Source organism: Porphyromonas sp. COT-108 OH2963 (assembly GCF_000768895.1).
GTDB classification, from domain to species: Bacteria; Bacteroidota; Bacteroidia; order Bacteroidales; family Porphyromonadaceae; genus Porphyromonas_A; species Porphyromonas_A canoris.
This window is the reverse complement of the sequence record NZ_JRAP01000002.1, coordinates 296,963-322,305: the sequence shown is the minus strand read 5'-3', so window position 1 is coordinate 322,305 and position 25,343 is coordinate 296,963. Positions and strand designations below refer to the sequence as shown.

Genomic DNA, 25,343 nt, shown 5'->3' with positions numbered 1-25,343 from the left:
ATTTATAAGGTAATATTTAATTGAAGCGTGTATTGCGGACGTTCGGACAGATTTACCTCTGTAAATCCTCCTTGAACGGGAGTCTGTCCTTTAAGTTCCGGTCTTGCCAGTACAAAAATATTATTGGTCGAGAAAGTAACACGCGCAGCTTCCACTCCACGATGCTGTAACCACTTAGAGGGCAGTTCGTAAGAGAGGCTAAGATCCGTACACTTCAAGTAATCGGCAGATACCACACGAATATCCGAATAGTTGTACATATCCCAAACATTCTCTGCTATTACAGGCATTTTACCCGATGTATAGCGAGAGTAGTGCCTGTTATATTTATCCGAAACAGCAGGCACCATCTGATCTACTACGGCAGGAATGTGTGTATAAAGTTCATCTCCCGGCTTACGCCAACGATCCATAAAGATTCTATTGACATTCATTTCGGGTAAGAAGTTTTTGCTTGAGCCATAAGGTTTGAAAAGTCTTGTCTTAGCTCCAATACTATATGATAGATTAAATCGAAGCGAGAATGCTCCCCAACGAATACTATTGCGGAAGCTGCCGAATGCTGTAGGATAGCGATTCCCCGACTTAGACAAGACTTCACTGAAAACTTCATAGTTTCCTTTACCATAAAATTCTTCTTTACGCTCTTCTCCATCATGGAACATCGGACCTCCATCTTCCGGATTGAGTCCACGGAAACGATAAGAATAGAATGATCCCAAAGCCTCCCCTTCCACCAAGGCGCGACCGTGCAAGAAGTCTCGAACTTTATATTGACCATATTGAGGTTTGCTGTCAAGACGATTGAAGCTCTTAGAAAAAGAGGTGGATACACGCCATGAGAAATCACGAACACGCACAGGCTCTACCGAAAGAGCAAGACTGAAACCGTGATTACGAAGATTTCCGCTATTGACAACATACGATGGGAACCCATTTACCAAATCAATGTCCAAATTCATGTAAGCATCACGAGTATATTTGTGATAATAAGACAAAGTGGCTGCAACACGTCTTTGCCATGCAGCAATATCCAGCTCCGCACTGAAAGAATTTGTCTTTTCCCAGCGAAGATTCGGATTAGGATAACGAGCCAGTATCGCCAACTTTTCATTGTAATAAGGATCTGTACTCAGCTTACGAATAACCGGTTCGGGAGACTGATCTCTCAACATATTACCTTGTGTGCCATAGGATGTACGCAAGTAAAGGTAATTGAACCAAGTACCATCGGCGAGGAGATGAGAGAAATCATAACTACCGGAAACAGACCATACAGGAAGAAGTCGACGATTGCTTTGACTTCCAAAACGATTAGAGCCATCGGTCCGTCCATTCAGTCCTAATGTAAGATTGTGACGAAAAGTGTACGAAATGGTTGCAAAAGCAGATGCTTGATTGAGTAAGTCGTCCGTACGTCTGGGTTGTGCCTCTTCACTTATAAGCCAAGCCTTATATGCAGGAAAGCGATCTATGTCCTCCGGAGCAACAAACTTTTCTCCATAATCACGGAAATAGCCTCTCTGTATCTGCTTCATACCTCTGGTATGAATGCTTTCAGCAGCAGTTCCTACTTGTATGTTCAACATATCTTCATTGTCGAATGTACGAGAATAGTTCAACATCAATCTTCCGGAGAGAGACTGATAACGCTCTTGAAAGTGATTGAGTTCTCCTCCGTATGGCAGTTCGCTATGTTCCAAAGCAACCTTATTGAAAGGCTTTCCATAATCTGTCCATCTCTTATCTGCCACGTAATAAGTTTTATCATCGTGGTGCTCCTCCCCGTTTGTATTGGAAGTGGCATAGGTCAATAAAGCTGAAGCCGATAGTCGATCAGAGAGCTTGAGGTCATACGCCACACTCAGAGAAGTGTTAAAGTGGTCTTGCTTATATCCACTATGTTCGAGTTCGTTTAGGATATTAAAATTATAGTTATATCTGTCATCCCCTCGTCTATAAAAAGAGTATGCACCATCCTCTCCATAGGTGGGGATGGTACGAGCTGTATTATAAGCATAATCTACCGGATTGATTGTAGAAGCATTATAACGACGCGACTCTATGCCCGTTCTCATCCAAACACTTAACTTGCTCTTGTTACTGAGATCTGCAATCACTTTAAGGTTACCTGTTGTACGCTGAGTTCTATTGCTTCTAACAACTCCGTTGCTAAGATTATACCCTAAAGAAGCATAGTAATTTAGATTTTCAGAAGTTCCTGATACAGAGAGGTGGTGATCTGTAGAAAGAGCATCACGCATCAATAGAGAGAACCAGTCGGTATTCAGAGACTCTATGCTCTGCACACGATTATTGAACTCTTCAAAACTGATCTCCTTATTATATAACTTCTTAACCAAGTGTTCGTATCCCACTTCGTACATATCAACAGGAAAATAGTAGTTGGATTCTACCAGTTCACGAGAAAAATTGACTCGCTCTCTTGAGTTCATCAAGTTGATATCCCTGTCTGTGTATCTTGGACGAAGAGACAGACTGCTACTTCCTGAATAGTTAATGCGTAACTTTCCATATTGCCCTTTTTTGGTAGTAATCATAATAACGCCATTGGCGGCTTGTACCCCATAAAGAGCTGTAGAGGCAGCATCTTTAAGGACATCTATACGCTCTATATCAGATGGGTTGATACCTGCGATAGCATTACCTACTCGATTGATAAAGTCAGGATCATTGATATCTTCTGCCGGAATTGTTACAGGATCTCGGACTACCACACCATCGACAACCCATAAAGGTTCACGTACTCCTAAAATAGTACTGGTACCACGTATTCGCAAACGAGGAGACGAGCCTATATCACCGGCGGAAGGCATAACAAGCATTTCAGGGACTAATCCTTCCAAACTCTTATCTATGGTACTGACACCGGGAAGAACAATCTCTGAGGCTTTAAGAGTTGTGGCTGCTCCTGTCCATCTACGTTTGTTTATTGTCTGAAAACCGGTTACTACGACATCTCCCAACTCGGAAGAGTCGTCTTCAAGAATAAAAGAAAGCTGTTTTTCTCCCTCATATAATAGTTTCAAAGGCTTCATTCCCACATAGGAAACAGCCAGAGTTATTTTTTCTTTGACATTCGGAATACGGATCAGACAAGAACCATCTTCACCTGTTACAGCCGTAGCTCTTCCGTTGACATAGATAGTTGCTCCAATAGCCGGAGAGTAGTCCTTAAACTGAACCTTACAACGCACGGAGCGTCCTACAGGTTTAGTTGTGGTAGTTACAGTCTTGCTCTGCCCCTCAACCAGAGAAGAAAAAAGAATAGAAGATGCAAAGAACAACACCGCGAAGAAAACTTTACAGACCCAAGGTCGTATGTCTCTTAACATAAACAATTGATACAATTAAAATGATACAAAATGTAGAATTCTACAGATTTAGCTTCATAAATCTGCATCACTATTTTTTAGAAAAGTCTCGCAAAGGTAGGTATTAATCCCTAAAGGTACTGGCTCTATTCCTTAAAAGATAATTATCAATATCCCAAAACCTTTAGTGCTTTCTCTCAAAACCTTTAGTGCTTTTCTCTAAAACCTTTAGTGCTTTTCTCCAAAACCTTTAGTGCTTTTCTCCAAAACCTTTAGTGCTTTCTCTCAAAACCTTTAGTGCTTTCTTCAAATACCATTTTCTAAACAACCTAGATCAATAGAGATCAGTCTCTCCATTTAGCAGAAGTAGGAAATGCTCTTAAAATAAATACCTACATTTGTGATAAAATCAACTTAAACCATATTGAACATTGAAAACATTAGTAGTAGTAGGACATCCACATCTTGAAACATCTGTTATAAACAGGGCATGGTATGAGTACATTCAAGCCAATAGTAAAGAGTTGAATGTGACGATACGAGTCCTTTCGGAGCACTGCCGAGAGAAGGGCTTTGATATAAAAAAAGAGCAAGAGATATTGTCAGAATATGATAGAATCATTTTGCAGTTTCCATTGTATTGGTACATGGTACCATCCATTATGAAAGAGTGGATGGACACCGTTTGGTGCGAAGGTTGGGCATACGGAGAAAACGGAGATAAGATGGAGGGAAAACTTATAGAAGTGGCTGTAAGTACCGGTGCTCCGGAGTTCGTTTTTGATGCAGGAATATCATTAGAGACTTATCTTAGCTTTGTCAAAGGTTCCGCAGGTTTTGTCAGAGCCAAGTCCGGACGCATTTTTGCATTATATGGAGCGGAGGTAAATATGACTCCTGAGCGTTTGCAAAAAAGTTGTGAAGACTATGCCGAATTTATAAAGTCATAACGAGAAATAGTTTTGTTTGGCTATGCATGAAAGCATCTACATAGTTTCTCTTCCATCAAATCATGTTGAATATCTAAATTCTTTTCCTAAAAAGGGAGAGGACAGAAATATATTCTTCTGCTCAGATCCTCCAAATGCTAAATTGGGATCTGGAGGAGGTTCGGTATATGCCATAATGCAAGCTCGTGATAAGAGGAAAAAGTTATATCACAGAGAGATTGTGATAAATAGTGATGGTGAAAGTAGAAGACTTCCTGCCTATTCGGTACAGGGAAAGGTAATGATGCCTCTTCCCGGGAAAGTTTATAAAACACTTTTAGACATCCAGGTAGAAACGATAGACACTTTTTTAGAATCCGATACAGATGGGTTTTATCGCACAGCTATTTCATGTGGTGATGTGTTATTGGATCTTAAGCAAGTTCCCTTTATTCCACACTATGATCTATTGTGTATAGGTGTAAAAGGCGAGTTAGAGAAAGCTTCAAAACATGGTGTTTTTATTGTTTCTCAAAATGCAAATATTTTCTCTATTCCGATACAAGTTTTACAAAAGCCTTTGGTACAACAACTTGAGATGCTTCAAGAAAAATTTGAGATAGCAATAGACTCAGGGCTTTGGTTGCTTTCCCAAAAGGCTTCAGACCTTCTTTTCAAAAGTAGCAGAGGGAAAGGAAGAGAACTAAATTATTTTGATTTATATTCCTCTTTCCCGGATATAATAAAAAGGCATAAACTCTCAATAGGAGTAATGTATAATGCATCCGACTCTCATTTCTATCATTTCGGATCCAGTAAAGACTTGCTAAGATCTGCAAAATCTCTAAACTTGGATATAAAGGAATCTTGCTGGATAGATTGCTCAGAACTAAATGATAAATGGATTCTCAAAGGAGATAATATCCTTACTCATATTCCAAAAGAAATGAAAGGCTGGGAGCTTCCGCATGGTGTATGTTTGGATTTTCTACCTTTGAAAAACGGTCTAAAGTGCCTTAGAGTATATGGCATAGATGATCTCTTCAAAGGGACAGCCATAGAGGGAGCCTCTTTTGTAAATGCTCCTTTATTAGAGTTAGCCGGAATAGCGAGTCTATCCACAACGACAGATATCTATGAGCTACCTCTCTTCCCTTGTTCTGAAGATATAGATGTACTTGCCTTTGTGGGAGAATGGTTATCCCAATGGCATCTATACTACCTCAAAAGCAGTAATAAAGAGGTTTTAGAAACATATAAAAAACTTCCTAAGATTGCCGCCAAAGAATTGGGATGCATGACCGACTTTGAAGAACTATATAGAAAATGAAGAGCAAAAAAGTTCATAGTACAGAAATACTGGGAACAAATTTGAAAAAGTCCGGTGATATCAGATCACAAATAGTAGCTCCCTACTTTAAGCAGACTCTCTACCCAAGTAGAAAGGTCTTTATGGATCAAATTGTATGGAGCAGGTCTCCTGTGAGAATTGATTTGGCAGGAGGATGGACAGATACACCTCCTTATAGCATGACAGATGGAGGACGTGTCATAAATATGGCTGTAAATGTCAATGGTCAAGAGCCTCTTCAAGTCTTTGTAAAACCAACACCAGAACTTCATATAATACTACGCTCTATAGATGCCGGACTGGATGAAAAAATCACCTCTTTGGATATGTTGGAGGAGTTTGACAAAGTTGGTTCTCCATTCAGTATTCCCAAGGCGGCTCTATGCTTGTGTGGTTTGAGCCCAACATTCAATAGTCATGTCTTTAAGTCTTTAGAAGAATATCTGAAACAGCTTGGGTATGGGGTAGAGCTCACCATGCTTTCTTGTATTCCTGCAGGATCGGGTCTTGGTACAAGTTCTCTTCTATGCTCAGCATGTTTAGGAGCTCTCAGCAATTTCCTTGGATTTGAATGGAGCCTTGAAGAAATCGCTCAAAGGACTCTTGCCGTAGAACAACTGCTAACTACCGGAGGCGGCTGGCAAGATCAATTTGGAGGAATGTATGGAGGAATAAAGGTTATAGAGTCTGAAGCATCTATTTTACAACAGCCATATGCCACAACACTACCAAATACACTTTTCACTGACCCTCTCTATGGATCCTATCACATGCTATATTATACAGGCATAACAAGAACAGCAAAAAATATCTTAGTTGAGATTGTAAATAGAATGATAGGTCAAGATATTAAGACATTAGATATACTAAGAGAGATCAAGACCCATAGCTATGCAGTAGAACACGCTATAAAAAAGGGAGATATAACAACGTATGGAAGTCTTCTGAAAGAGGCATGGGAGCTTAATAAGAGATTAGATCCCGGTGTATCTACACCCGAAATAGAACATCTGATTTCTGCTATAGATGATTGGGCTTTAGGATATAAACTTCCTGGAGCAGGCGGTGGCGGCTACTTATACATAGTGGCAAAAGATCTGAAAGCTGTAAATTTGATAAAGAAAACACTAGAGAACGATTTCATAAAGAAGAAAAATGCACGCTTAAGTGAAATGTCTCTTTCTCTAAAAGGTCTTCAAGTAACTTCTTCTTAAAAGAAATAATTTGCATTAGTATATGGGTAAGAACGTGGATAAAGTAATATTCCTATGTAAAGAGTGTGGAAATGAGTTTTCCAAATGGTCCGGAAAGTGTCCTATGTGTGGTGCATGGAACACTTTATCTGAATATAAAGTAAAGGACACCCCTTATGTACTTAAAGGTATATCTCCCAATAAAGAAAATAGTTCTTTTAAGATACTAAAAGAAGTCTCAGGCAAAGAGGCTGGAAGGTTGGATCTAAAAGACAAAGAATTAAATAGAGTTCTCGGAGGAGGTTTGGTAAAAGGATCTATTGTACTTATTGCAGGCGAGCCCGGTATCGGTAAAAGTACTCTTATTCTTCAATCTTTACTAAATACTAAAGAGATACGTACATTGTATGTATCCGGCGAGGAAAGTGAAAGACAAATAAAGCTGAGGGCTGACAGAGTGGTAGCAACCATCCCACACGAAAACTTTTTAATCTACTGTGAAACTCACTTAGAAAAGATATTAGATGTCTGCAAGGAGGCTTCTCCAGATCTTATAGTCATAGATTCTATTCAGACAATATTTACAGAACAAATAGACTCATCTCCCGGAAGCCTTACCCAAGTACGAGAGTGCGCAACAAGGCTTATGACTTATGCAAAGAATACAGACATCCCAATTTTATTTATTGGGCATATTACCAAAGATGGTAGCATTGCCGGTCCGAAGATATTGGAGCACTTGGTAGATACGGTATTGCAATTTGAAGGAGATACCAATTACCAGTACAGACTATTAAGAGCAAATAAGAATCGCTTCGGTAGTACATCTGAAATAGGGATATATGAGATGCGTCAAAATGGATTGAGAGGTGTTGAGAATCCGTCGGAACTACTGATAACAAGACGAGAAGAACAACTAAGTGGCATTTGTGTTGGATGTGCGATGGAAGGAGCAAGACCAATCCTAATAGAGATACAATCCCTTGTTAGTTCTGCTGTTTATGGGACACCTCAAAGATCTTCTACCGGAGTGGATGGAAAAAGAATGAATATGCTACTTGCTGTATTGGAAAAACGTGCGGGATTTAAGCTTATGCAGAAAGACGTATTCTTAAATATCACAGGGGGACTTAAATTGTCAGATACAGCATTGGATCTTTCTATTCTCGTAGCTGTGCTTTCATCCAACCTTGACCTTCCTGTGCCCACCAATATCTGCGTGGCTGGAGAAGTTGGTCTTAGTGGAGAAATACGTCCGATCAGTAGAATAGAGCAAAGAATTGGTGAAGCACAAAGAATAGGATTTGAGACGATCATAGTACCATCTCAGAACTTGCAAGGAGTAGATTTGAATAAATATAAGATCAAAATTATAGGAGTAACCAGAATAGATCAAGCTTTTAATTTTTTATTTCGTGGGAGATAAAACTAGTAAGTATTAGTTTTTACGCTACTCACAAAATCCAATTCACCTAAAGCTTTATTTACTTCGTAGCTAACTTTATCTCCACTTGATTTGGCTTCTATGTAAATATGACCGGTATCATTTTTGAAATTAGAGTCCAATGATACATTAGAGACTGAAACTTTCATAGAGGAAAGGACCCCCTTTATTGCATTGATATTGGGCAGAGCTGTTGTCGTGTCAACATTTATACCAAGGTTCTTCTGTCTTAATCCAAGTTTTTCTTCAACATATCCCATAACAACCAAAACAAAGAGTACCAACAAGGTAACAATAGCAGATGTCATATACATACCGGCTCCTATGGCCAAACCTAGTGCGGAACAGACCCATATTCCGGCTGCAGTAGTAAGCCCTTGAACATTATCTCCACGCCCCCTAAGTATAGCTCCCGCTCCTAAAAAACCCACACCGGACAGCACTTGTGCTGCTATTCTGGCAGGATCTCCCATTCCGGAAATGTCCGGAAGATAAATAGATATAAGCATGGCAACAGTACTACCGACGGTAATAAGAGTAAATGTCCTAAGACCGGCTCTTTGATAGCGCACCTGACGATTATATCCTATAAGCATACCGACAACTACGCTATAAAGCAACCGAACTACAACATCAACAGGTTGAAGTCCTCCATGATAAATACAAGATAGATCGAAAAACTCCGAAAAACTCATATTGTCATACTCTTTTACAAATTATCTAATAGTGAATGACTCAAAAATAGTGTTTTTTTTCTATTCATAGAGCATCTGTCAGAGTAAACACCTCAAAGGAATTATCCGAATAATAGACATATATCTTAGATATTCTTCTTTCGGATTTTTTATTAGCATTTTGCTCCTCTTTTATCGTAGCAGATAGATTCTCCACAGACTCACTTAAATTCGAAAGCTTTTGTGTGATTTCTAAATGTTTTATCAAAAAACTCTCATTAGAAACACCTTCTTCCTCTTCAGAAAATTCTATTGGGAATAAATCAGGCTGTAAGTAAGAAGGTTTTAGTATTTCTCCTTTTCCGGAAATAATCCATTCTACGTTGTACTTTGGGAAACTCGAGATCAATTTCTCAATTATTTGAATGCCGGGATTATTTCTTCCTCTCAAAATATGATTAAGAGTGGCTCTATTGATTTCTAATTTTTCTGCAAATGCCGCTTGAGAAAGCATTTCCCTTTCCATAATAAGGTTTATTCTGTTATTGATAGTTTGTTCCATAGCTCTGATATTTTTAAGAAGAAAAATCCTACTGTAAATTTCTATACAGCAGACAATTTGTTTAGAAATCTATTTCCTGGGATTTCTGTTTATATGTTTGCAAATATAGAAAATTAAATATAGATATCTATTCCATTGTCAATATGTTTACGTTCTTATACTCCGAATCTTAAATAAAGTGCCTATAAACAGCACAGATATAGTCATAATAATTTAGGTTATCAATTAGTTAAGATTTAAATCTCAATTAAAAGATCAGGAATAATATGTATTCATGAATATTATAATTCTGCCTCAATGTGATATTATAGATAACCCTCGTAAGCAACTGGTACAGAATAAGAACCAAACCCCAACAATGGAGTTGCAAAACTAAAAAACATATACTTGTAAAATTATCGGCAAGATATCTATACTCAGGTATAAAGAATAGTATAAGAATAGTGTTATATACAAGAATCAACAGGCTGTATATGTTTCTATGTAATGAAGATTCCGAATATATACAAAAAGTCGGGTTCTCTATATAGAATTGTATTTGAAGACTGCACTACATCCATCTTTCAAAAGATGTATTATTGCTATCTTTGTTGGTGTGCAAAATTTCTAATAAGAAGAAAGAATATCTGCGATAGCTATGCAGTTAAAAGAAATAGACATAAGCAACTATAAAAACATTAAGCAGGCTCATTTGACCTTCTCTCCCAAAATAAACTGCTTGATCGGACTCAATGGTATGGGGAAAACGAATTTGCTGGATGCCATATACTATCTCTCTTTTCTTAGAGGGCATTTTTATCTTCCGGATCACATGGTTATTTGTCATAATGAATCTTTTTGTCTTCTTGATGCACATTATCTAAGGAATAAAAATGAAGAGCATATAGTATGCAGTATCCGTCCGGGACATCAGAAAGTATTCAAAAGGAATAAAAAGGCTTATACCCGATTGAGCGAGCACATCGGAAAGCTTCCTATTGTGATGATTTCTCCGAAGGATTTTGATTTAGTACATGGAGGAAGTGAAGAGCGAAGAAAATATTTAGATACTCTTATTTCTCAGGAAAAGCCTAAATATCTTGAAGCCCTCATTGCTCATAAGAGACTGTTAGAACAAAGGAACAGCATCCTAAAGAGTGCTTCTCCCAACGTAGAAATATTAGATATACTCGAAGAGCAGATCGCCCAAGAGGCAGCACTTATACAAAAAGACCGGACAGACTGGATAGAGAGAATCGCTTCTCATTTTAGCTCTTTCTATAACGAAATATCGGGTAGCAAGGACAACGTCTCGCTCTCCTACCTGCCATCTATTGAGGATTACAGCGTAGAAGGAATCCGAGCTACTCTTCGCGATAACAGACAGAAAGACTTTGTACTCGGCTACACCTCTCAAGGCATTCACAAAGATGACATCGGGATGTACATAGACGGAGAGCTGATAAGAAAAATCGGGTCGCAAGGGCAAAACAAGACTTTTCTTATTGCACTAAAACTTGCTCAGTACGATATTCTAAAGGAGGCAACAGGGCTTAAGCCTCTTCTTCTCTTGGATGATCTTTTTGACAAACTCGATGCGGAAAGAGTGAATAAGATCATTCACATGGTAGCCGGGGACACGTTCGGTCAGATCTTCATGACGGATACGAACAGAACCTATTTGGACAAGATACTGAAAGAGAAGAAAGAGACTTCCTATCATCTGTTTTCGGTTGAGAAGGGAGCCTTTTCTCTGATTGCATCAAATGCTTGAGAGACGATGAAGCGCAGGTACACGAGTGATAAAATAGACAAAGTATTGCAGGACGCCACCGAAGAAGTTTCGCTCCTGTCTGCCGTCAAACGTTACAATGCCGTGCATGAGAGATGGCTTTTGTCCCCTCTTTCTCAAGGACTGACCGAGTCGGTAGAAATCTCTTTCGAGGGAGACGACACTATTCTTATCATCTGCAAGAGCAGCGTTGTCTGGCACCGGCTCAATCTTTCCAAAGAGTCCCTTCGGGAGTTGTTTGATGAAACCATGAGGGAGCATGGCATAAAAAAGATAGAACTAAAACGAGTGTAGAGCTCTCTTAAATCAAGGAAGATTATATATATGTATCAGTTTGAAGAAGACTCGGATATAAGAAGAAAAAAGATAAGAAGGCACGGAAGCATAGAAGTGATTTGCGGCTCTATGTTTTCGGGCAAGACGGAAGAGTTGATACGAAGGGTCAGGAGGGCCACCATTGCGCAGTTGAAAGTCGAGCTTTTCAAGCCCAGCATAGACACGCGCTACTCTCAGACGGATATTGTAAGCCACTCCCATGAGAGCATTCCCTGCACGGAGGTTTCTCACTCCATGAATGTCTATCTTTTGGGGTGCGATGCCGATGTTGTCGGCATAGACGAAGTGCAGTTTTTCGACAAAGGGATCACGGATGCCTGCGTGAAGCTGGCGGACGAAGGGGTGAGAGTGATTGTCTCCGGTCTGGATATGGACTTCAAAAGGGAGCCATTCGGTCCCATGCCCGATCTCTGTGCCGTGGCAGACAGCATCTCCAAAGTTCACGCCGTCTGTCTGGGATGTGGCAGGCCGGCACAGTATTCTCATCGTCTTGTTGCGGACACGCAGGTGGTTTTATTGGGAGAGACCGGAGAGTATATGCCTCTGTGTCGCTCTTGCTACTTGAAGATGAATAAAAAATGACCCCTATGAACACGACAACCATACCGACCTCCCTACCCGGAGTGTACATCATACAGACGAAGCGATACCCGGACGTTAGAGGATACTTCTCGGAGAGCTACAACAGAGCTTTCTGGCAGGAGATGTTTCCTCACGACCCGTTTGTTCAGGACAACGAATCTTATTCTCACCGCGGCGTGTTTCGCGGTTTGCATTCTCAGCAGGGAGATGCGGCACAGAGCAAGCTCGTGCGTGTCGTTCAGGGCAAGATCATAGACTTTGTCGTGGACATAGATCCCGGCTCTCCGACCTACTGCAAGTTTATAGAGGTAGAGCTATCTTCGGAGAACGGCAGGCAGCTCTACATCCCTCGCAGGTACGCACATGGTTTTCTGGCATTGGGCGAGCACAACATCGTGTCGTACAAAGTGGACAGATACTATGCGCCTCAAAGCGAGAAGAGTTTCAGGTTCGACGATCCGAAGATAGGGCTTGATCTTGCACGCCACATAGATTCGTCGCGGCTCATCATTTCCGAAAAAGATTTGCAGGGTGTTTTCCTGCCGGACTGAGCAGCTTATGTCTTTCACTCCCTTTTCGCATCCCTATTATATCTCCGTAAAACCCGTGGGTGCCGCGTGCAACCTGCGGTGCGAGTACTGCTACTATCTGGAGAAGTCGCGTCTGTATGCCGGCGAGCCGCGCAAGACGATGAGCGATGAGATGCTGGAGCTTTTCGTGAAGGAGTACATCGGCTCTCAGACTTCGCCCGACGTTCTCTTCACCTGGCACGGCGGAGAGACGCTGCTCCGCCCCATCTCTTTTTACGAGAAGGCACTCGCGCTGCAAAAGAAGTACGGCAGGGGAAAAAACATAGACAACTCTTTGCAGACGAACGGCACTCTGCTCACGGAGGAGTGGTGTCGCTTCTTCAAGGAGAACGACTTCCTGATAGGTATCTCCATTGACGGCACCTCGGAGCAGCACGACAAATACAGGAAGGATGCCAGGGGGATAGGCACGCACTCGGACGTGGTTCGGGGCATAGAGCTTCTGAAGCGGTTCGATGTGGCGTTCAATGTTCTTGCCGTTGTGAACGACTTCAATGCCGACCGCCCGTTGGAGTTTTACCGCTTCTTCAAGTCGTTGGGCTGCCGGTACATTCAGTTTTCTCCCGCCGTGGAGCGCATCTACTATTCGGACGAGGCGCTCTCCCCTCCCTCCGAGACGTTCGACCACGTCAGGGTGGCGCCCTATTCGGTTTCGCCTGCGCAGTGGGGTCGTTTTCTGATAGCGATCTTCGACGAATGGGTGCGGAACGATGTGGGAGAGATCTTCGTTCAGATTTTCGATGCCACGCTGGCCAACTGGGTCGGTGTCTCGCCGGGGGTCTGCATCTTTGCCGAGAGATGCGGCAACGCCTTGGCACTCGAACAGAACGGCGACGTCTACTCGTGCGACCACTTTGTCTTCCCTCAATACCTGCTTGGCAACATCCGCACCACGCCTTTGGTCGAGATGGTTTACGGGCAGCGGCAGCGAGCCTTTGGCGAGAGCAAGCGTGCTTCGCTGCCGGAGCAGTGTCTGTCGTGCACGTACCTCTTCGCCTGCAATGGCGAGTGCCCCAAGAATCGTTTCGCTTTCACGGCGGACGGCGAGCCGGGGCTGAACTATCTGTGCTCCGGCTACCATGCATTCTTCCACCATGCCGCACCTTACATGGATCGGATGAAAGAGCTGCTTCGCCGCCGCCTGCCTCCCTCTCTCATCATGCACCGGCTTGGAGAAGAAGAGCAGCCGTGAGAGGGCTTTGTGCTTCGGTTCGGAACAAAAAAGACTCTCCCCCATCAGACCGGGTCTGATGAGGGAGAGATTTTTTTACCCGGCTGCTTCGGGTTGTTTCGCGATGTGCCGGTATCCGTCCGGATCAGAAGCCGCCTTCTCCTCCACTACCGCCGGAAGAAGAGCCGCCGCCCTCGCTGCCGCCCGGCTTCTTGCCGGCAGACTTGTATGCAACGTCCAGAGCGGACTCTGCACGCTCGATGCGTACATCTTTCAGTGCGGTTCTGACCTTGATGCGGGGCGTATAGATCACTTTTGCCTTGCCCACGAGAGTGGCATCCACCTTATCGGCGGTTTCGACGCCCGCACCTGTTCTTACCGTGATGCTGGGGCGGAATGTTCCCATATCGCCGCAATCCACGCTTTTTCCGTCCTTGAGCAGGCGGATGAGGACCTTAGAAGCGCGGTCGAACACCGCCTTGATGTCTGCGGATGAGATGGTGGTTTCGTCAGAAACGAGTTCGATAAACTCCTCGAAATCTACGTTCGAGTGCAGGTGAATGGCAGGGTACCAAAGGGTTTTTCCTCCCTTGCTGAAGTCGGCTTTTCGCTCGACTGCTTTTATTTTTATCATAGCAGTATAATTTATTGTTAAACAATGAGTTATATCTCTCTGCGAATATAGTGAAATTTTTGTACGTACAAAAGTTTTTTTTTGTACGTACGAAAATTTTTTTTTGTACGTACGAAAATTTTTTTTTGTACGTACGAAAATTTTTTTTCGTGCGCACGTAAATTTTTTTTCGTGCGCACGTAAATTTTTTTTCGTGCGCACGTAAATTTTTTTTCATGCGCACGTAAATTTTTTTTCATGCGCACGTAAATTTTTTTTCATGCGCACGAAATTTTTTTTTCATGCGCACGTAAATTTTTTTTCGTGCGCACGTAAATTTTTTTTCATGCCCATGAAACTTTTTTTTCTTACCCATGAAACTTTTTTTTCTTACCCATGAAAATTTTTTTCCTTGCCCATAAAACTTTTTTTCCTTACCCATGAAACTTTTTTTCCTTACCCATGAAACTTTTTTTCTTGCCCATGAAAAATTTTTTTCCTTACTCATGAAACTTTTTTTCCCTACCCATGAAACTTTTTTTCCTTGCCCATGAAACTTTTTTTCCTTGCCCATGAAACTTTTTTTCTTGCCCATGAAACTTTTTTTCCTTGCCCATGAAACTTTTTTTCCTTGCCTGCGAAAATATTTTTCCACCCTCCATCAACTTTCCGGGCAATCGTCCCCTTCTTGCCGAACGATGCGGCGGAAGTTCAATGAAAAAGCACCAAAGGTTTCGGATAAAACCTTCGGTGCTTTTCGTGTAGTGCTGCTTGGCAGCTGCGATGAGCGGAGAGCTGTTCAGGAGAGAGGGCGGTCGGGGTCAGGTGCCGGAGGTGTCGCTCTTTACGATTCGCAGACCGATCTCTTCGAGCCCGACAAGGAGAGTGTCGGCCATCAGGTGCTGGAGCGAAATGGTGTGAACGCCCGGTGTGGCGAAAGATTTCTTCAGATAAACAGGCGTGCTCGTGAGGTGAAAGTGATAACCGCCTTTGGAGATCCGGGTGTCTGCTTCCCGAAAGCGGACCTCCACGGTCTCGGTCTGATACCGACGAGTGTTGGTCTCGGAAATGATGCCCAGCACGAGGTTGTTGTACGGGTATCTTTCGGTGTATCTGATGTCGATATGGATGTCGTACAGCTGCGTGGTGTCTTCGATGCTGAACGAGTAGAAGAGCTCTTTCTTGGAACGCCATCCCTCTTCGGGGACCTCGTGGAAGAGCGCGTAGTGGTACCCGCTCCGGCATGAAACAAGTACCGATGATGCTGCCAGAAGCAGCAGGGAAAGGATGCAAAATGTTCTTTTCATGTCTCCGCCGGGGGTGTGAGAGAGGGGGTGAGGATCAGTCTGCCACTCTGTCCGCTTTCGCTTCCTTGCGCCTGCGTGAGGAGGACTTGGATCTGCTGCGTCTCTTCTTCTCTCCCGCACCGCCTTCTCCCGAATCGAACCGGGAAATGCTCTCGTTGAGAATGTCTTTGGAGGGCTTCTCTTCTTTGCCTTTCTTGGCGTCGTGCTCCGGAGAGAACGGTATCTCGCCCTCTTTGTTCATGCGGATCACGCGGAATGCTCTGTCCGCAGAGATGGTTACGTAAGCCGGTCCCTCCTGTCTCTCGTTGCGGTTGTCGATGGCGTATGTGATGTTTTTTGCCAAAATGTCCGCCTTGAAGTATTTGTACATACCGAGCTGAGTGCGCAGACGTACTTCCCTCGACGGCATCTTCTTCTGTGCTTCGGCGTAGACATCGGTCTCGAAGTTGATACAGCATTTCAGCTTGCCACACTGCCCCGCAAGCTTCAAAGGATTCATCGAAAGGTCTTGGATGCGGGCTGCATTGGTGCCTACCGAAAGGAACGACGGCATCCACTGCGAACAGCAAAGCTCCCGACCGCACGGACCAATGCCGCCGATGCGACCGGCTTCCTGTCTCGCCCCGATCTGCTTCATCTCTATGCGGATGTGAAACTCTTCGGCAAGCTTCTTTATCAGCGTCCGAAAGTCTACACGATCATCGGATATGTAGTAAAAGATTGCTTTCAGCCCGTCCGCCTGATATTCGACATCTCCGATCTTCATATCGAGTCCGAGATCTTTGGCAATCTCCCTGGAGCGAATCATGGTGCTGTGCTCCAGGGCTTTTGTCTGATGATACTTCTCCATGTCCGACTCCTTTGCCAAACGATATATCTGACGAATCTCTCCGCCGGGATGGCGATAGCGGATCTTTTTCATCTGCAAAGCCACGAGCTTCCCTGTCAGTGTTACCATTCCTATATCATGACCGGGAGAAGACTCCACGGCAACCATGTCGCCCTGATGCAGCTCCAATCCCAACGGATTGGTATAGTATCCCTTGCGAGTGTTCTTGAACTGGACTTCGGTAAACTCGTATTCATTCGCCCCTTTCGGAAGATGAGAGAAATAGTCGTAAGAGTTCAGCTTTATGATAGGCGTCGCTCCCCTTTTTCTCTTACGACAGGGACAACATCTCTTCTGTGGCGATTGTTCCGTATCTATATGTGTGTCGTTATCTGTAACCATAACTGTCTGTTTGTTGTTGCACTAATATAAGTAATTATTGAAAAGAGGCTGCCATGCGGGTCTCTATCCTTTTTGATTCTCCTGCAGAGCGGACAGACGAAAATACTCATCTCTCCACTGAGCGGCAGAAATAAAGTCCAATGCTTTGGCTGCTTTCTCCATGGCACTCTTGGCAGCGCTGATCTTTTCGGACAGCTGTTGTGCCGAGACATACGCACTCTCGGCTTGCTCTGCAACCATCGCGGTGTCCGTTGCTTTGAATGAGTAGCTTGCCGCCTTTGAGTCTGCTTTCTTCCCGGTGGGCGCTCCCGTGAGATCCAATATGGAGGCAGAGTTCTTCACAATCTGCTTGGGAGTGATGCCATGCTTTTTGTTGTATTCGAGTTGTTTGTTTCGACGACGCTGAGTCTCCTCTATGGTGAGTGCCATACTTGCAGTAATAGTATCGGCGTAGAATATCACCCTGCCATTCAGGTTGCGAGCCGCACGCCCTGCCGTCTGGGTAAGAGAGCGATGAGAACGCAGGAAGCCTTCTTTGTCGGCATCCAAAATAGCCACAAGAGAAACCTCAGGAAGATCCAGTCCCTCTCTTAACAGATTGACGCCGACAAGGACGTCAAACTCTCCCGACCTCAAGCCTTCCATTATCTCAACCCTTCTCAACGTATCCACATCGCTATGTATATATTCGCACTTTATACCTGCTTGGGAGAGATACTCGGAAAGCTCTTCTGCCATCTTCTTAGTAAGGGTTGTTATGAGGACACGTTCGTCCGCTTCCACTCTTTTTCTCACTTCTTCCATGAGATGGTCTATCTGATTGAGCGTCGGATGTATTTCTATAACAGGATCAGGAAGACCGGTGGGTCGGATCACTTGCTCCACGACAACGCCTCCGCTTTTTTCAAGCTCGTAATCTGCCGGAGTTGCCGAGACAAAAATCGTATCTCCGATGATCTCTTCAAACTCTTCAAACTTCAGCGGTCTGTTATCTATGGCGGCAGGCAGTCTGAAACCATACTCCACCAAGTTTGTTTTTCTTGCGCGATCCCCTCCGTACATGGCTTTGACCTGAGGTATGGTTACGTGGCTTTCGTCTATCACAAGTAGAAAATCAGAGGGGAAATAGTCGAACAAACAGTAGGGTTTCTCTCCCGGCGCTCGCCCGTCAAAGTATCTTGAATAGTTCTCTATACCGGAACAGTATCCTACTTCTTTCATCATCTCGATGTCATACGATACTCTCTCATTGAGACGCTTGGCTTCCAATAGCTTCCCTTCTCGCTCAAAGAGACTGACCTGAATCTCCAGATCTTTTTGGATCTGCTTTATTGCTTGAGAAAGAAGTTCCGAAGATGTTACAAAAAGAGTGGCAGGATAAAGAGATAGTGAAGGAAGTCCCCCCAACTCCTTACCTGTAAGAGGTCTAAATCGAGTGATTCTGTCCACCTCGTCTCCCCACAACTCTATTCTGTAAGCGATACCATCATAGTTTTCTTCTGCCGGAAAAACATCTATGGTATCTCCCTTTGCTCTAAAGTTACCGGGTAAAAACTCTGCTTTATTGTGGATATAATAGGCATCTACCAATGATCTAAGAAGAGATTCTCTATCTATACGGCTTCCTTGTTTTATCTCTATACGCTTCTCGATATAGGCACTCGGATTTCCCATACCATAGATGCAAGACACAGAGGAGACGATGATAATATCCTGTCGTCCGCTCATGAGAGACATTGTAGTTCTCAGTCTCAACTTATCCAATTCGGCATTTATAGCCAAGTCTTTTTCTATGTAAAGATCAGATGCCGGAAGATAGGACTCCGGCTGATAATAATCATAGTACGACACAAAGTACTCAACAGCATTGTCCGGGAAAAAAGACTTGAACTCACCATACAACTGTGCTGCCAAGGTCTTATTGTGGCTCAGGATAATCGTGGGCTTGCCTATCTTTTCTATGACATTAGCAATGGTAAATGTTTTCCCTGAACCTGTTACCCCCAATAGCGTCTGACGGGACCTTCCACTATTAAGACCATCAACCAAAGCTTTTATCGCTTCAGGTTGATCTCCTGTGGGCTTAAATTTAGAATTCAGTTGAAACACACTCATCTCTCTACTCCTTATATCATTTACTTTTCGTCCTCTTCATAGATATCCAAAGAGAATTGTTTACCATCCCATTTGGCATACGAGTGGAACTTGATCCAATCCCCCAATATTACGACTCTTTTTTGTTCGGGAATCATCAGATCCACAAGCATGTGTAGATGTCCAAAGATAAAAAAATCGGGCTTTTGATGACTTTCTTTTGCTTCGGTCAAATATTTTTTAGTCCAAGATATGAGATAGTTATTGTGCTCATCCACAAAGTCTGCATCGTCTCCATATCTTTTTTCTACTCCTTTTCTTCTGCTATAATTGGACCATGAGTGAGCAAAACCGACAGTCCATCTGGGATGAATAGAAGCATAAAGCTTTTGACAAAACCTATTGTGGAATATAGATCTGATCACTCTGAAGCCTTTGGATCTGTAATCATACTCATCGCCATGAGCCATAAGGAATCTTTTCCCTTCTATCAAACATTCCCAGCCACTTGTATGAAGTTTTACTCCAAGCTCTTGCTCCAAATACCCAAAACTCCAAATATCATGATTCCCCGTAAAAAAGTGAATCTCTATGCCGAGATCAGACATTCTTGAAATCTGACCTAAGAAACGAGTAAAACCTCTTGGCACAACATCTCTATACTCAAACCAGTAATCAAAAATATCTCCCAACATCACGAGCATACAAGCATCCTGCTCAATAGACCTTAGCCACTGAACCAGACGGCGTTCCAATGCTACGGGATCTTTATAAAAAGGTGATCCCAAGTGGACATCCGAAAAGAAATATACCGCTTTCCCGGATGGTATGCTGTATGATGTGATACCTGAGTCTGTCATTATAAAAATCCAAGCTCCAACAGAGCCTCTTCACTCATCATCTCCTTAGACCATTCCGGTTCAAAGGTCAGATTTATAGTAACCTCTTTAATTCCTTTAACGCTCTCTACCTTCATCTTTACGTCCTCCATGATGAAGTCCGCAGCAGGACAGTTGGGAGCGGTCAGCGTCATCGTAACCACTACATGTCCGTTATCCTGAATATCTATATCGTATATCAATCCAAGATCATACACATTCACCGGAATCTCCGGATCATATACTGTCTTAAGCATACGTACGATCTCTTCTTCTTGCATTAGCAACGGGTTGTTATCACTATTGCTCATAAATTCCATTTTGAATAGATTATCTCAATACCTTTCTCTATAATATCATCTCTATCCTTAGATCCACTAAGAGACATTTGCACTTCCGGTTCTATTCCCTGTTCATGGGAGAGAAACTTTCTGTCCAGTCCGGCAGCAGTAGAATATCTCACTCGCCATCCGTTGGGCAATTCTGCCATTGCAGGCAGACCTGCACCTCCTCCGGATCTAAGTCCCACTGTCGTAATATTCTCCTCATAGACGGCTTTGTACAGAAAGTCATTCGTTGCGCTATAACTGCCGGCATCTTGAAGTACAACAATGGGAATATCTCTCCAAAAAGCATTCTGTCCGTAAGGAGAAACAAATTGAGGGCGAGGATCGGAATAATCTCCCCTCTTGTTGCTTTTCTTGTACTTCGTGTACCCGACCAATGTTTTCTGAGAGAGAAAATAAGAGAGAAGTATATCCGAATTGGTTACCAAGCCTCCTCCGTTTCCTCTGAGATCTATTATGACCCCCTTACAGTCACTAAAGTAAATGGAAAGAAACTGCATCTCTCCGAGTGAGTTCATAAAACTTGGATAGATGATATATCCTATATCCTTATTGCCATCGTCAATAGCTGATGATGACTTTATTTTTGTATAGATCATTCCGTGAGATACTCTGTACTTATCTCCCAGATAGATTTTTCTTAAAGCAGGGTCCAACGACTCCTCTCCATTGGGATTAGTCCACGTGTAATTTCCTTGATCAAAAAATGAGATCAGATTACAATGCCCATCTTTCAGCTCTCTTATCATATCCGAAAGCAGATCAAAAAACTCAAGGGTCGTCAGTTTTTTTGCATTCAAACGGCTCTGATACTCCATTTTTATGGCATCCCAGTCTATATTCTTCTCTTCAAAATAGCAGTAATTATCATTCAAGATATTCCAAAGAGCCTCAAAGTTTTCCTGCTGATTCCCTGAATTTTCTACCTCAATCTTCTTGCAAGAAGGGAGGAAAAACAGCAATATTGCAATGGCTATACCACCAAACCTCTTCATGATTTCCTGTATTTTTAGAAGTGAAAACTTTTATCTATCCGATCAGTTCTGATACTGCGCGATCCGCTCAACTTAAAATAGTCGAAAGAATATCCCAAAACCAAGCCAAAATAAAGTTCTCTGAACTTTCTGTTATTCAGCCTCATATTGGTATATCCATGCTCAAATCCCAATATCAGAGTAGAGTGAGCAAACGGAATGTCTGCCGTAAGCATCTGCTTTACCCTCAATCTGTTCCATGGTTGAGTGAGATAAAACTTGAGTGGCGCGCCATTCTCTCCTCCGATATAGTCATAATAAGGCTGCCCAAAACCCGGATGAAAAGTTAGATGAAGGGCAGAGAGTTGTGCCTTGTAATGAAGATACATCTTGTACTCCTTTATCTTTATGGGGAAAAGCACTCCTGTGGCTAAGTCTAAACCGGCAGAGAGTTTTAGATTGAATACATTGTTGGTATTGGCAGACTTTATGGTAGACCCCAAGACAAGATTTCCCATTAAAGCCAAATCCCATTTCAACCACTTCTTTTCCAGAAGATTCCAGGCCGGTCCGAATGCTCCATCAAACTGCAAAAACTGCATCCCCGAACCATTTACGGGATTTCGATAGAGAGCCGCATGAATATCCATAAGAGATTGCCAGGATCCGATACGCAACCAATCCTGCCTCTCTCTCTTATATCCCTCTCTTTTCAGCTTAAAGAATATGCCTTCGTGAGGAATGGGAGAAAGGTAGTCATCCAATGCCTGCCCCATTCCGATCGTGAGAAATCGCCTGCTATGAGTTGTGGGAAGAGGATCGAACTTAGAGAAGGGCTCCCCTACGTAGATCGTATGTAAGGCTCTGCTTACCACTTCCGAGAAGGTTCTCTTCTTGGATGTAGATGTCCGGACGGAGTCTTTCTGAGCCATAGCGGGAAAAGCCAAACAGCAGAGCAATCCGACGACATAGATTTGCACAAACTTTTTCATTCTTCCACCTCCTTCTCTTCCGTTTCATTACCAAAAGGAATACTCTTCATCCCGGTAGCCTCTCCAAGAAGACGATTGGTCTCCATAAACTCTTCATTGTCATCCGATGCCGAATCTTCCAAGCTTGAAACCTCTTCATCTTCAGTTGCGACCTCCACTTTTCTGCCCTCCTTCTCTTCTATATCTCCCACCTCAAAGGTACTCAAACGCTTACCTTTAGCTCTAATGCCCTTTACGGCAATATACTCTTCCACATCTATGACTACCGGAAGGCGGTGCTGATCTTTTCCTTTGAAAGAGACTTCAAACAGAGGATAAGATTCATCAGAAAGGGTTATCATCTCGCAACCTTCGCCCAAGATGTTTTCTCTCTTTGCAGAATCTTCCACTTGGAAACGTTTGATATAGGTGTATCCTTGCTCCGAATCGAAATAGATCAATGTCCAAACCTTATTCGGATCATACTTTTCTATAATGAATATATCGTTCTCAAAGTGATTTGTATCGCTAAACGATGTAGTGTATATCTCCCCATTCTGACGGATGACCAATATCTTGTCTTCAGGGAAAAACTCTCCCAAGAAAGCTCCTCGTTCGTCATAGTTGATTCTATTGACATCATGATCGAACCAGACCATCCTACCTCCAAGAGTCGATACTCCCTTTTGCTTCAATACGATCTTGTGTACATCCCCTTTTGTGAGCAGGTATCCTCTCGACGAGCGTCCCATAATCCGGATAGAAGAAAAGTCTTTCTCAAATACCAGCTGACGCTGATTGGGCTTCGGCTTAAGTACTACTCTTACCGTCTCGGCTTCGCCATTAGGATTGGCGGAGAAGTAGACAAACTTGGATCCTTCTCCTCCATATCCCACGGGATAGTCCCTATCTCTCATGAAAGAGGTTACACTAAAACGTTTGATGAAATAGTGTCCATGCTTTCCCTCTCTATGGATCGTGTTGTAGACCGTCCGCTTATCATTCTTCACAAAACGGGCTACGTGGATAATATCTTTCCCTACAAAAGCTTTTTCCGCAACCTTAGTGATGATATACCTTGCATCCTTAAAGAAGACTATGATATCGTCTATATCCGAAATGTTACAAACGAACTCATCTTTCTTCAAAGCGGTTCCGATAAAGCCCTCTTGCCTGTTGACATAGAGCTTCTCATTCTTCTCTACCACTTTGGATGCCTCTATGGTATCAAAGCTACGCACTTTGGTACGACGCGGATATTTGGCGCCATACTTTTCCAACAAGGAAGAGTACCACTCTATCGTATATTCCACAATGTGATCCATCCTGTACTGAGCCAGCTCCATCTCTTTCAAAAGAGACTCCAGCAGTATTTGATTCTTCTCTTCATTGAAGCGCAGAATCCTTGCCATACGGATTTCCAGCAGTCTCCTAAGGTCTTCATCCGTCACGGGACGTACGAGATCTTTAAGCTCTTTAGCCAATGCGGTTCGGATGTAAGCCACAGCCTCTTCGGTGCTTTTAGCCTCTTCAAACTTCTTATCCTTGTACACCCTCTTCTTGATGAACAGCTGCTCCAAGTATGCAAAAAGATGCTTCTCTCTCAGCTCATCGTATTCCACTTGAAGTTCGGCATGAAGATGATTTTTGGTGCGCTCTACATTGTCTTTCAGGACATCCGATACGGAGACAAAGACAGGCTTATCATCCTTTATCACGCAGCAGTTTGGAGAGATGCTTATCTCACAGTCCGTAAATGCGTAAAGGGCGTCTATTGTCTTATCGCTTGATGTTCCGGGAGCCAGCTGAATCTCTATATTGGCCTTTTCGGAGGTCTTATCATCCACCTTTCGTATCCGGATCTTACCTCTCTCGTTGGCTTTGAGTATGGAGTCTATAAGCGAAGAGGTGGTCTTTCCGAACGGCAGCTCGTCTATAATGAGAGTCTTAGAGTCTTTCTTTATGATATTGGCACGCACTTTTACGTTGCCGCCTCGTTCGCCATCGTTATACTTTGAAACATCTATGTGTCCTCCGGTCTGAAAGTCCGGATACAGCCTGAAAGCCTCCCCTTTTAGGTGAGAGATACAAGCCTGAAGTATTTCCGAGACATTGTGCGGCAGTATTTTGGATGAGAGACCAACCGCTATACCCTCCACGCCTTGTGCCAATAAAAGAGGAAACTTTACAGGCAGACGCACCGGCTCCTTATTGGCTCCATCATAGGATGGACGGTATTCCGTTATTTTAGGACTGAATAGCACCTCTTTTGCAAACGGAGTCAGACGAGCCTCTATGTAACGTGCTGCGGCAGCCCCATCCCCTGTAAGGATGTTTCCCCAGTTACCTTGACACTGGATAAGAATATCTTTCTGACCGAGCTGTACCAAGGCATCCGAGATACTTGCATCGCCATGTGGGTGAAGCTGCATAGAGAACCCCACGATGTTTGCTACCTTTATGAGTCTGTCATCCATCTGCGACATCGTATAAAGTATACGACGCTGAACAGGCTTCAAGCCATCCGCAATGTGTGGTACGGCTCGTTCCAGTATGACATAAGAAGCGTAGTTGACAAACCACGACTTATACATCCCGGTAAGGATATAGGTTGATCCCGATGAAGAGACTCGTTGCGACTCTTCCGGATACTCTGTATATTCTTCTATTTCTATACTACTCATATACTCTCATGATGTATCGGTACAATCTAAGCAAAGATACAACTTTTTCCTCTTTCTATTTATCGCTTTCCGGACAGGATACAAGAGGTGCATTTTTTACCATACTACGGCAAAGAAAACTTGATCACTAAAACAAAGATCAAAGACATATACAAAAAACCAAAATTACACTCTTGAGGGATGATTTTTTTAATCTTCTTTTTGGAGCAAAATAAGAGCTTTTACAAACGTCATTTTTATATATTCCATCCCGAAAAATGCTCACTTTTTTCGCTCTCTCTATTTTGATCGGAAGGGTCGTTTTCA

Annotated in this window: 21 protein-coding genes and 1 pseudogene; 9 read left to right on the top strand and 13 right to left on the bottom strand. The window is 43.1% G+C overall.

The features are described from left to right. Positions 1-2: 2 nt before the first annotated feature. Positions 3-3,356: a SusC/RagA family TonB-linked outer membrane protein gene (locus HQ39_RS01325; RefSeq protein WP_081965348.1), complete on the bottom strand. Its 3,354-nt coding sequence runs from the start codon at positions 3,354-3,356 to the stop codon at positions 3-5. A 410-nt stretch (positions 3,357-3,766) separates the two neighbouring features. On the opposite strand from HQ39_RS01325, the gene HQ39_RS01320 reads away from it, so the two are divergent. Genes HQ39_RS01320 through radA form a run of 4 tightly spaced genes read left to right on the top strand, consistent with a single transcriptional unit; the run spans position 3,767 to position 8,234 of the window. Further along, positions 3,767-4,285, top strand: a complete 519-nt coding sequence (locus HQ39_RS01320) for an NAD(P)H-dependent oxidoreductase (RefSeq protein ID WP_036862901.1) — start codon at positions 3,767-3,769, stop codon at positions 4,283-4,285. A gap of 22 nt (positions 4,286-4,307) precedes the next feature. Next, complete coding sequence (locus HQ39_RS01315; RefSeq protein WP_036862899.1) at positions 4,308-5,594, top strand: L-fucokinase; 1,287 nt, start codon at positions 4,308-4,310, stop codon at positions 5,592-5,594. Continuing rightward, entirely contained in the window at positions 5,591-6,829 is a 1,239-nt protein-coding gene (locus HQ39_RS01310; protein ID WP_052079315.1) for a hypothetical protein, read from the top strand. Before HQ39_RS01315 ends, HQ39_RS01310 begins: the two co-directional genes overlap by 4 nt. Positions 6,830-6,851: 22 nt before the next feature. Next, positions 6,852-8,234 (top strand): DNA repair protein RadA, encoded by a 1,383-nt coding sequence (gene radA / locus HQ39_RS01305; protein WP_036862896.1) that lies wholly within the window; start codon positions 6,852-6,854, stop codon positions 8,232-8,234. 2 nt (positions 8,235-8,236) lie between these two features. Here the strand turns inward: radA and HQ39_RS01300 are convergent, their stop codons facing one another. Together HQ39_RS01300 and HQ39_RS01295 are read right to left on the bottom strand one after the other, a co-directional pair. Then, complete coding sequence (locus HQ39_RS01300; RefSeq protein ID WP_052079314.1) at positions 8,237-8,947, bottom strand: MgtC/SapB family protein; 711 nt, start codon at positions 8,945-8,947, stop codon at positions 8,237-8,239. 64 nt (positions 8,948-9,011) lie between these two features. Further along, the gene (locus tag HQ39_RS01295; protein WP_036862894.1) at positions 9,012-9,488 is read right to left on the bottom strand and encodes a helix-turn-helix transcriptional regulator; all 477 of its coding nucleotides are present in this window, start codon (positions 9,486-9,488) and stop codon (positions 9,012-9,014) included. Positions 9,489-10,125: 637 nt separating this feature from the next. On the opposite strand from HQ39_RS01295, the gene recF reads away from it, so the two are divergent. Genes recF through HQ39_RS01270 form a run of 5 tightly spaced genes read left to right on the top strand, consistent with a single transcriptional unit; the run spans position 10,126 to position 13,959 of the window. Further along, positions 10,126-11,241 (top strand): DNA replication/repair protein RecF, encoded by a 1,116-nt coding sequence (gene recF, locus HQ39_RS01290; RefSeq protein WP_036862892.1) that lies wholly within the window; start codon positions 10,126-10,128, stop codon positions 11,239-11,241. 6 nt (positions 11,242-11,247) lie between these two features. Then, positions 11,248-11,553 carry a hypothetical protein gene (locus HQ39_RS01285; protein WP_036862890.1) on the top strand — a complete coding sequence of 102 codons (306 nt, stop codon included), beginning with the start codon at positions 11,248-11,250 and terminating at the stop codon, positions 11,551-11,553. 30 nt (positions 11,554-11,583) lie between these two features. Continuing rightward, positions 11,584-12,177 carry a thymidine kinase gene (locus tag HQ39_RS01280; RefSeq protein ID WP_036792427.1) on the top strand — a complete coding sequence of 198 codons (594 nt, stop codon included), beginning with the start codon at positions 11,584-11,586 and terminating at the stop codon, positions 12,175-12,177. 5 nt (positions 12,178-12,182) lie between these two features. Further along, positions 12,183-12,728, top strand: coding sequence for a dTDP-4-dehydrorhamnose 3,5-epimerase (gene rfbC / locus HQ39_RS01275; RefSeq protein WP_036792895.1), 546 nt, complete (start codon positions 12,183-12,185; stop codon positions 12,726-12,728). Between the two features lie 7 nt (positions 12,729-12,735). Next, positions 12,736-13,959 carry an anaerobic sulfatase-maturation protein gene (locus tag HQ39_RS01270; RefSeq protein ID WP_036862887.1) on the top strand — a complete coding sequence of 408 codons (1,224 nt, stop codon included), beginning with the start codon at positions 12,736-12,738 and terminating at the stop codon, positions 13,957-13,959. A gap of 124 nt (positions 13,960-14,083) precedes the next feature. On the opposite strand, the gene HQ39_RS01265 is transcribed toward HQ39_RS01270, so the two are convergent. The 10 genes and pseudogenes from HQ39_RS01265 to HQ39_RS01215 all read right to left on the bottom strand — a co-directional run bounded on the left by HQ39_RS01265 (position 14,084) and on the right by HQ39_RS01215 (position 25,037). After that, positions 14,084-14,572 (bottom strand): HU family DNA-binding protein, encoded by a 489-nt coding sequence (locus HQ39_RS01265; protein WP_036862884.1) that lies wholly within the window; start codon positions 14,570-14,572, stop codon positions 14,084-14,086. A 235-nt stretch (positions 14,573-14,807) separates the two neighbouring features. Then, the gene (locus HQ39_RS01255) at positions 14,808-15,146 is read right to left on the bottom strand and encodes a hypothetical protein (protein WP_036862879.1); all 339 of its coding nucleotides are present in this window, start codon (positions 15,144-15,146) and stop codon (positions 14,808-14,810) included. Between the two features lie 226 nt (positions 15,147-15,372). Then, entirely contained in the window at positions 15,373-15,858 is a 486-nt protein-coding gene (locus tag HQ39_RS09750; protein WP_036862876.1) for a gliding motility lipoprotein GldH, read from the bottom strand. A 79-nt stretch (positions 15,859-15,937) separates the two neighbouring features. Next, positions 15,938-17,089 (bottom strand): annotated as a pseudogene (locus HQ39_RS01245) (stage 0 sporulation family protein); the annotation flags it as partial. 63 nt (positions 17,090-17,152) lie between these two features. Continuing rightward, positions 17,153-19,204: an excinuclease ABC subunit UvrB gene (gene uvrB / locus HQ39_RS01240; protein WP_036862874.1), complete on the bottom strand. Its 2,052-nt coding sequence runs from the start codon at positions 19,202-19,204 to the stop codon at positions 17,153-17,155. 20 nt (positions 19,205-19,224) lie between these two features. Further along, positions 19,225-20,043: a UDP-2,3-diacylglucosamine diphosphatase gene (locus HQ39_RS01235; protein ID WP_052079312.1), complete on the bottom strand. Its 819-nt coding sequence runs from the start codon at positions 20,041-20,043 to the stop codon at positions 19,225-19,227. After that, positions 20,043-20,381 carry a metal-sulfur cluster assembly factor gene (locus HQ39_RS01230; RefSeq protein ID WP_410524592.1) on the bottom strand — a complete coding sequence of 113 codons (339 nt, stop codon included), beginning with the start codon at positions 20,379-20,381 and terminating at the stop codon, positions 20,043-20,045. Before HQ39_RS01230 ends, HQ39_RS01235 begins: the two co-directional genes overlap by 1 nt. Next, a complete protein-coding gene (locus HQ39_RS01225) occupies positions 20,369-21,403 on the bottom strand; it encodes a S41 family peptidase (RefSeq protein WP_036862868.1) in 1,035 nt (344 codons plus the stop codon). Before HQ39_RS01225 ends, HQ39_RS01230 begins: the two co-directional genes overlap by 13 nt. A gap of 14 nt (positions 21,404-21,417) precedes the next feature. Further along, complete coding sequence (locus HQ39_RS01220) at positions 21,418-22,374, bottom strand: hypothetical protein (protein ID WP_036862865.1); 957 nt, start codon at positions 22,372-22,374, stop codon at positions 21,418-21,420. Beyond that, positions 22,371-25,037, bottom strand: coding sequence for a DNA gyrase/topoisomerase IV subunit A (locus HQ39_RS01215; RefSeq protein WP_036862863.1), 2,667 nt, complete (start codon positions 25,035-25,037; stop codon positions 22,371-22,373). The genes HQ39_RS01220 and HQ39_RS01215 overlap by 4 nt, the downstream gene beginning before the upstream one ends. Between the last annotated feature and the right edge of the window lie 306 nt (positions 25,038-25,343).

Bases quoted from the DNA above. Each gene is read 5' to 3' on its own strand.
- HQ39_RS01265 (WP_036862884.1), bottom strand. From the start codon at position 14,572: ATGATAAAAATAAAAGCAGTCGAGCGAAAAGCCGACTTCAGCAAGGGA.
- recF (WP_036862892.1), top strand. From the start codon at position 10,126: ATGCAGTTAAAAGAAATAGACATAAGCAACTATAAAAACATTAAGCAG.
- HQ39_RS01310 (WP_052079315.1), top strand. From the start codon at position 5,591: ATGAAGAGCAAAAAAGTTCATAGTACAGAAATACTGGGAACAAATTTG.
- HQ39_RS01225 (WP_036862868.1), bottom strand. From the start codon at position 21,403: ATGAAGAGGTTTGGTGGTATAGCCATTGCAATATTGCTGTTTTTCCTC.
- HQ39_RS01285 (WP_036862890.1), top strand. From the start codon at position 11,248: ATGAAGCGCAGGTACACGAGTGATAAAATAGACAAAGTATTGCAGGAC.
- HQ39_RS01230 (WP_410524592.1), bottom strand. From the start codon at position 20,381: ATGGAATTTATGAGCAATAGTGATAACAACCCGTTGCTAATGCAAGAA.
- HQ39_RS01280 (WP_036792427.1), top strand. From the start codon at position 11,584: ATGTATCAGTTTGAAGAAGACTCGGATATAAGAAGAAAAAAGATAAGA.
- HQ39_RS01300 (WP_052079314.1), bottom strand. From the start codon at position 8,947: ATGAGTTTTTCGGAGTTTTTCGATCTATCTTGTATTTATCATGGAGGA.
- uvrB (WP_036862874.1), bottom strand. From the start codon at position 19,204: ATGAGTGTGTTTCAACTGAATTCTAAATTTAAGCCCACAGGAGATCAA.
- HQ39_RS01325 (WP_081965348.1), bottom strand. From the start codon at position 3,356: ATGTTAAGAGACATACGACCTTGGGTCTGTAAAGTTTTCTTCGCGGTG.
- HQ39_RS01215 (WP_036862863.1), bottom strand. From the start codon at position 25,037: ATGAGTAGTATAGAAATAGAAGAATATACAGAGTATCCGGAAGAGTCG.
- HQ39_RS01235 (WP_052079312.1), bottom strand. From the start codon at position 20,043: ATGACAGACTCAGGTATCACATCATACAGCATACCATCCGGGAAAGCG.
- HQ39_RS01255 (WP_036862879.1), bottom strand. From the start codon at position 15,146: ATGGGCAAGAAAAAAAGTTTCATGGGCAAGGAAAAAAAGTTTCATGGG.
- HQ39_RS01220 (WP_036862865.1), bottom strand. From the start codon at position 22,374: ATGAAAAAGTTTGTGCAAATCTATGTCGTCGGATTGCTCTGCTGTTTG.
- HQ39_RS01315 (WP_036862899.1), top strand. From the start codon at position 4,308: ATGCATGAAAGCATCTACATAGTTTCTCTTCCATCAAATCATGTTGAA.
- HQ39_RS01270 (WP_036862887.1), top strand. From the start codon at position 12,736: ATGTCTTTCACTCCCTTTTCGCATCCCTATTATATCTCCGTAAAACCC.
- radA (WP_036862896.1), top strand. From the start codon at position 6,852: ATGGGTAAGAACGTGGATAAAGTAATATTCCTATGTAAAGAGTGTGGA.
- HQ39_RS09750 (WP_036862876.1), bottom strand. From the start codon at position 15,858: ATGAAAAGAACATTTTGCATCCTTTCCCTGCTGCTTCTGGCAGCATCA.
- rfbC (WP_036792895.1), top strand. From the start codon at position 12,183: ATGAACACGACAACCATACCGACCTCCCTACCCGGAGTGTACATCATA.
- HQ39_RS01295 (WP_036862894.1), bottom strand. From the start codon at position 9,488: ATGGAACAAACTATCAATAACAGAATAAACCTTATTATGGAAAGGGAA.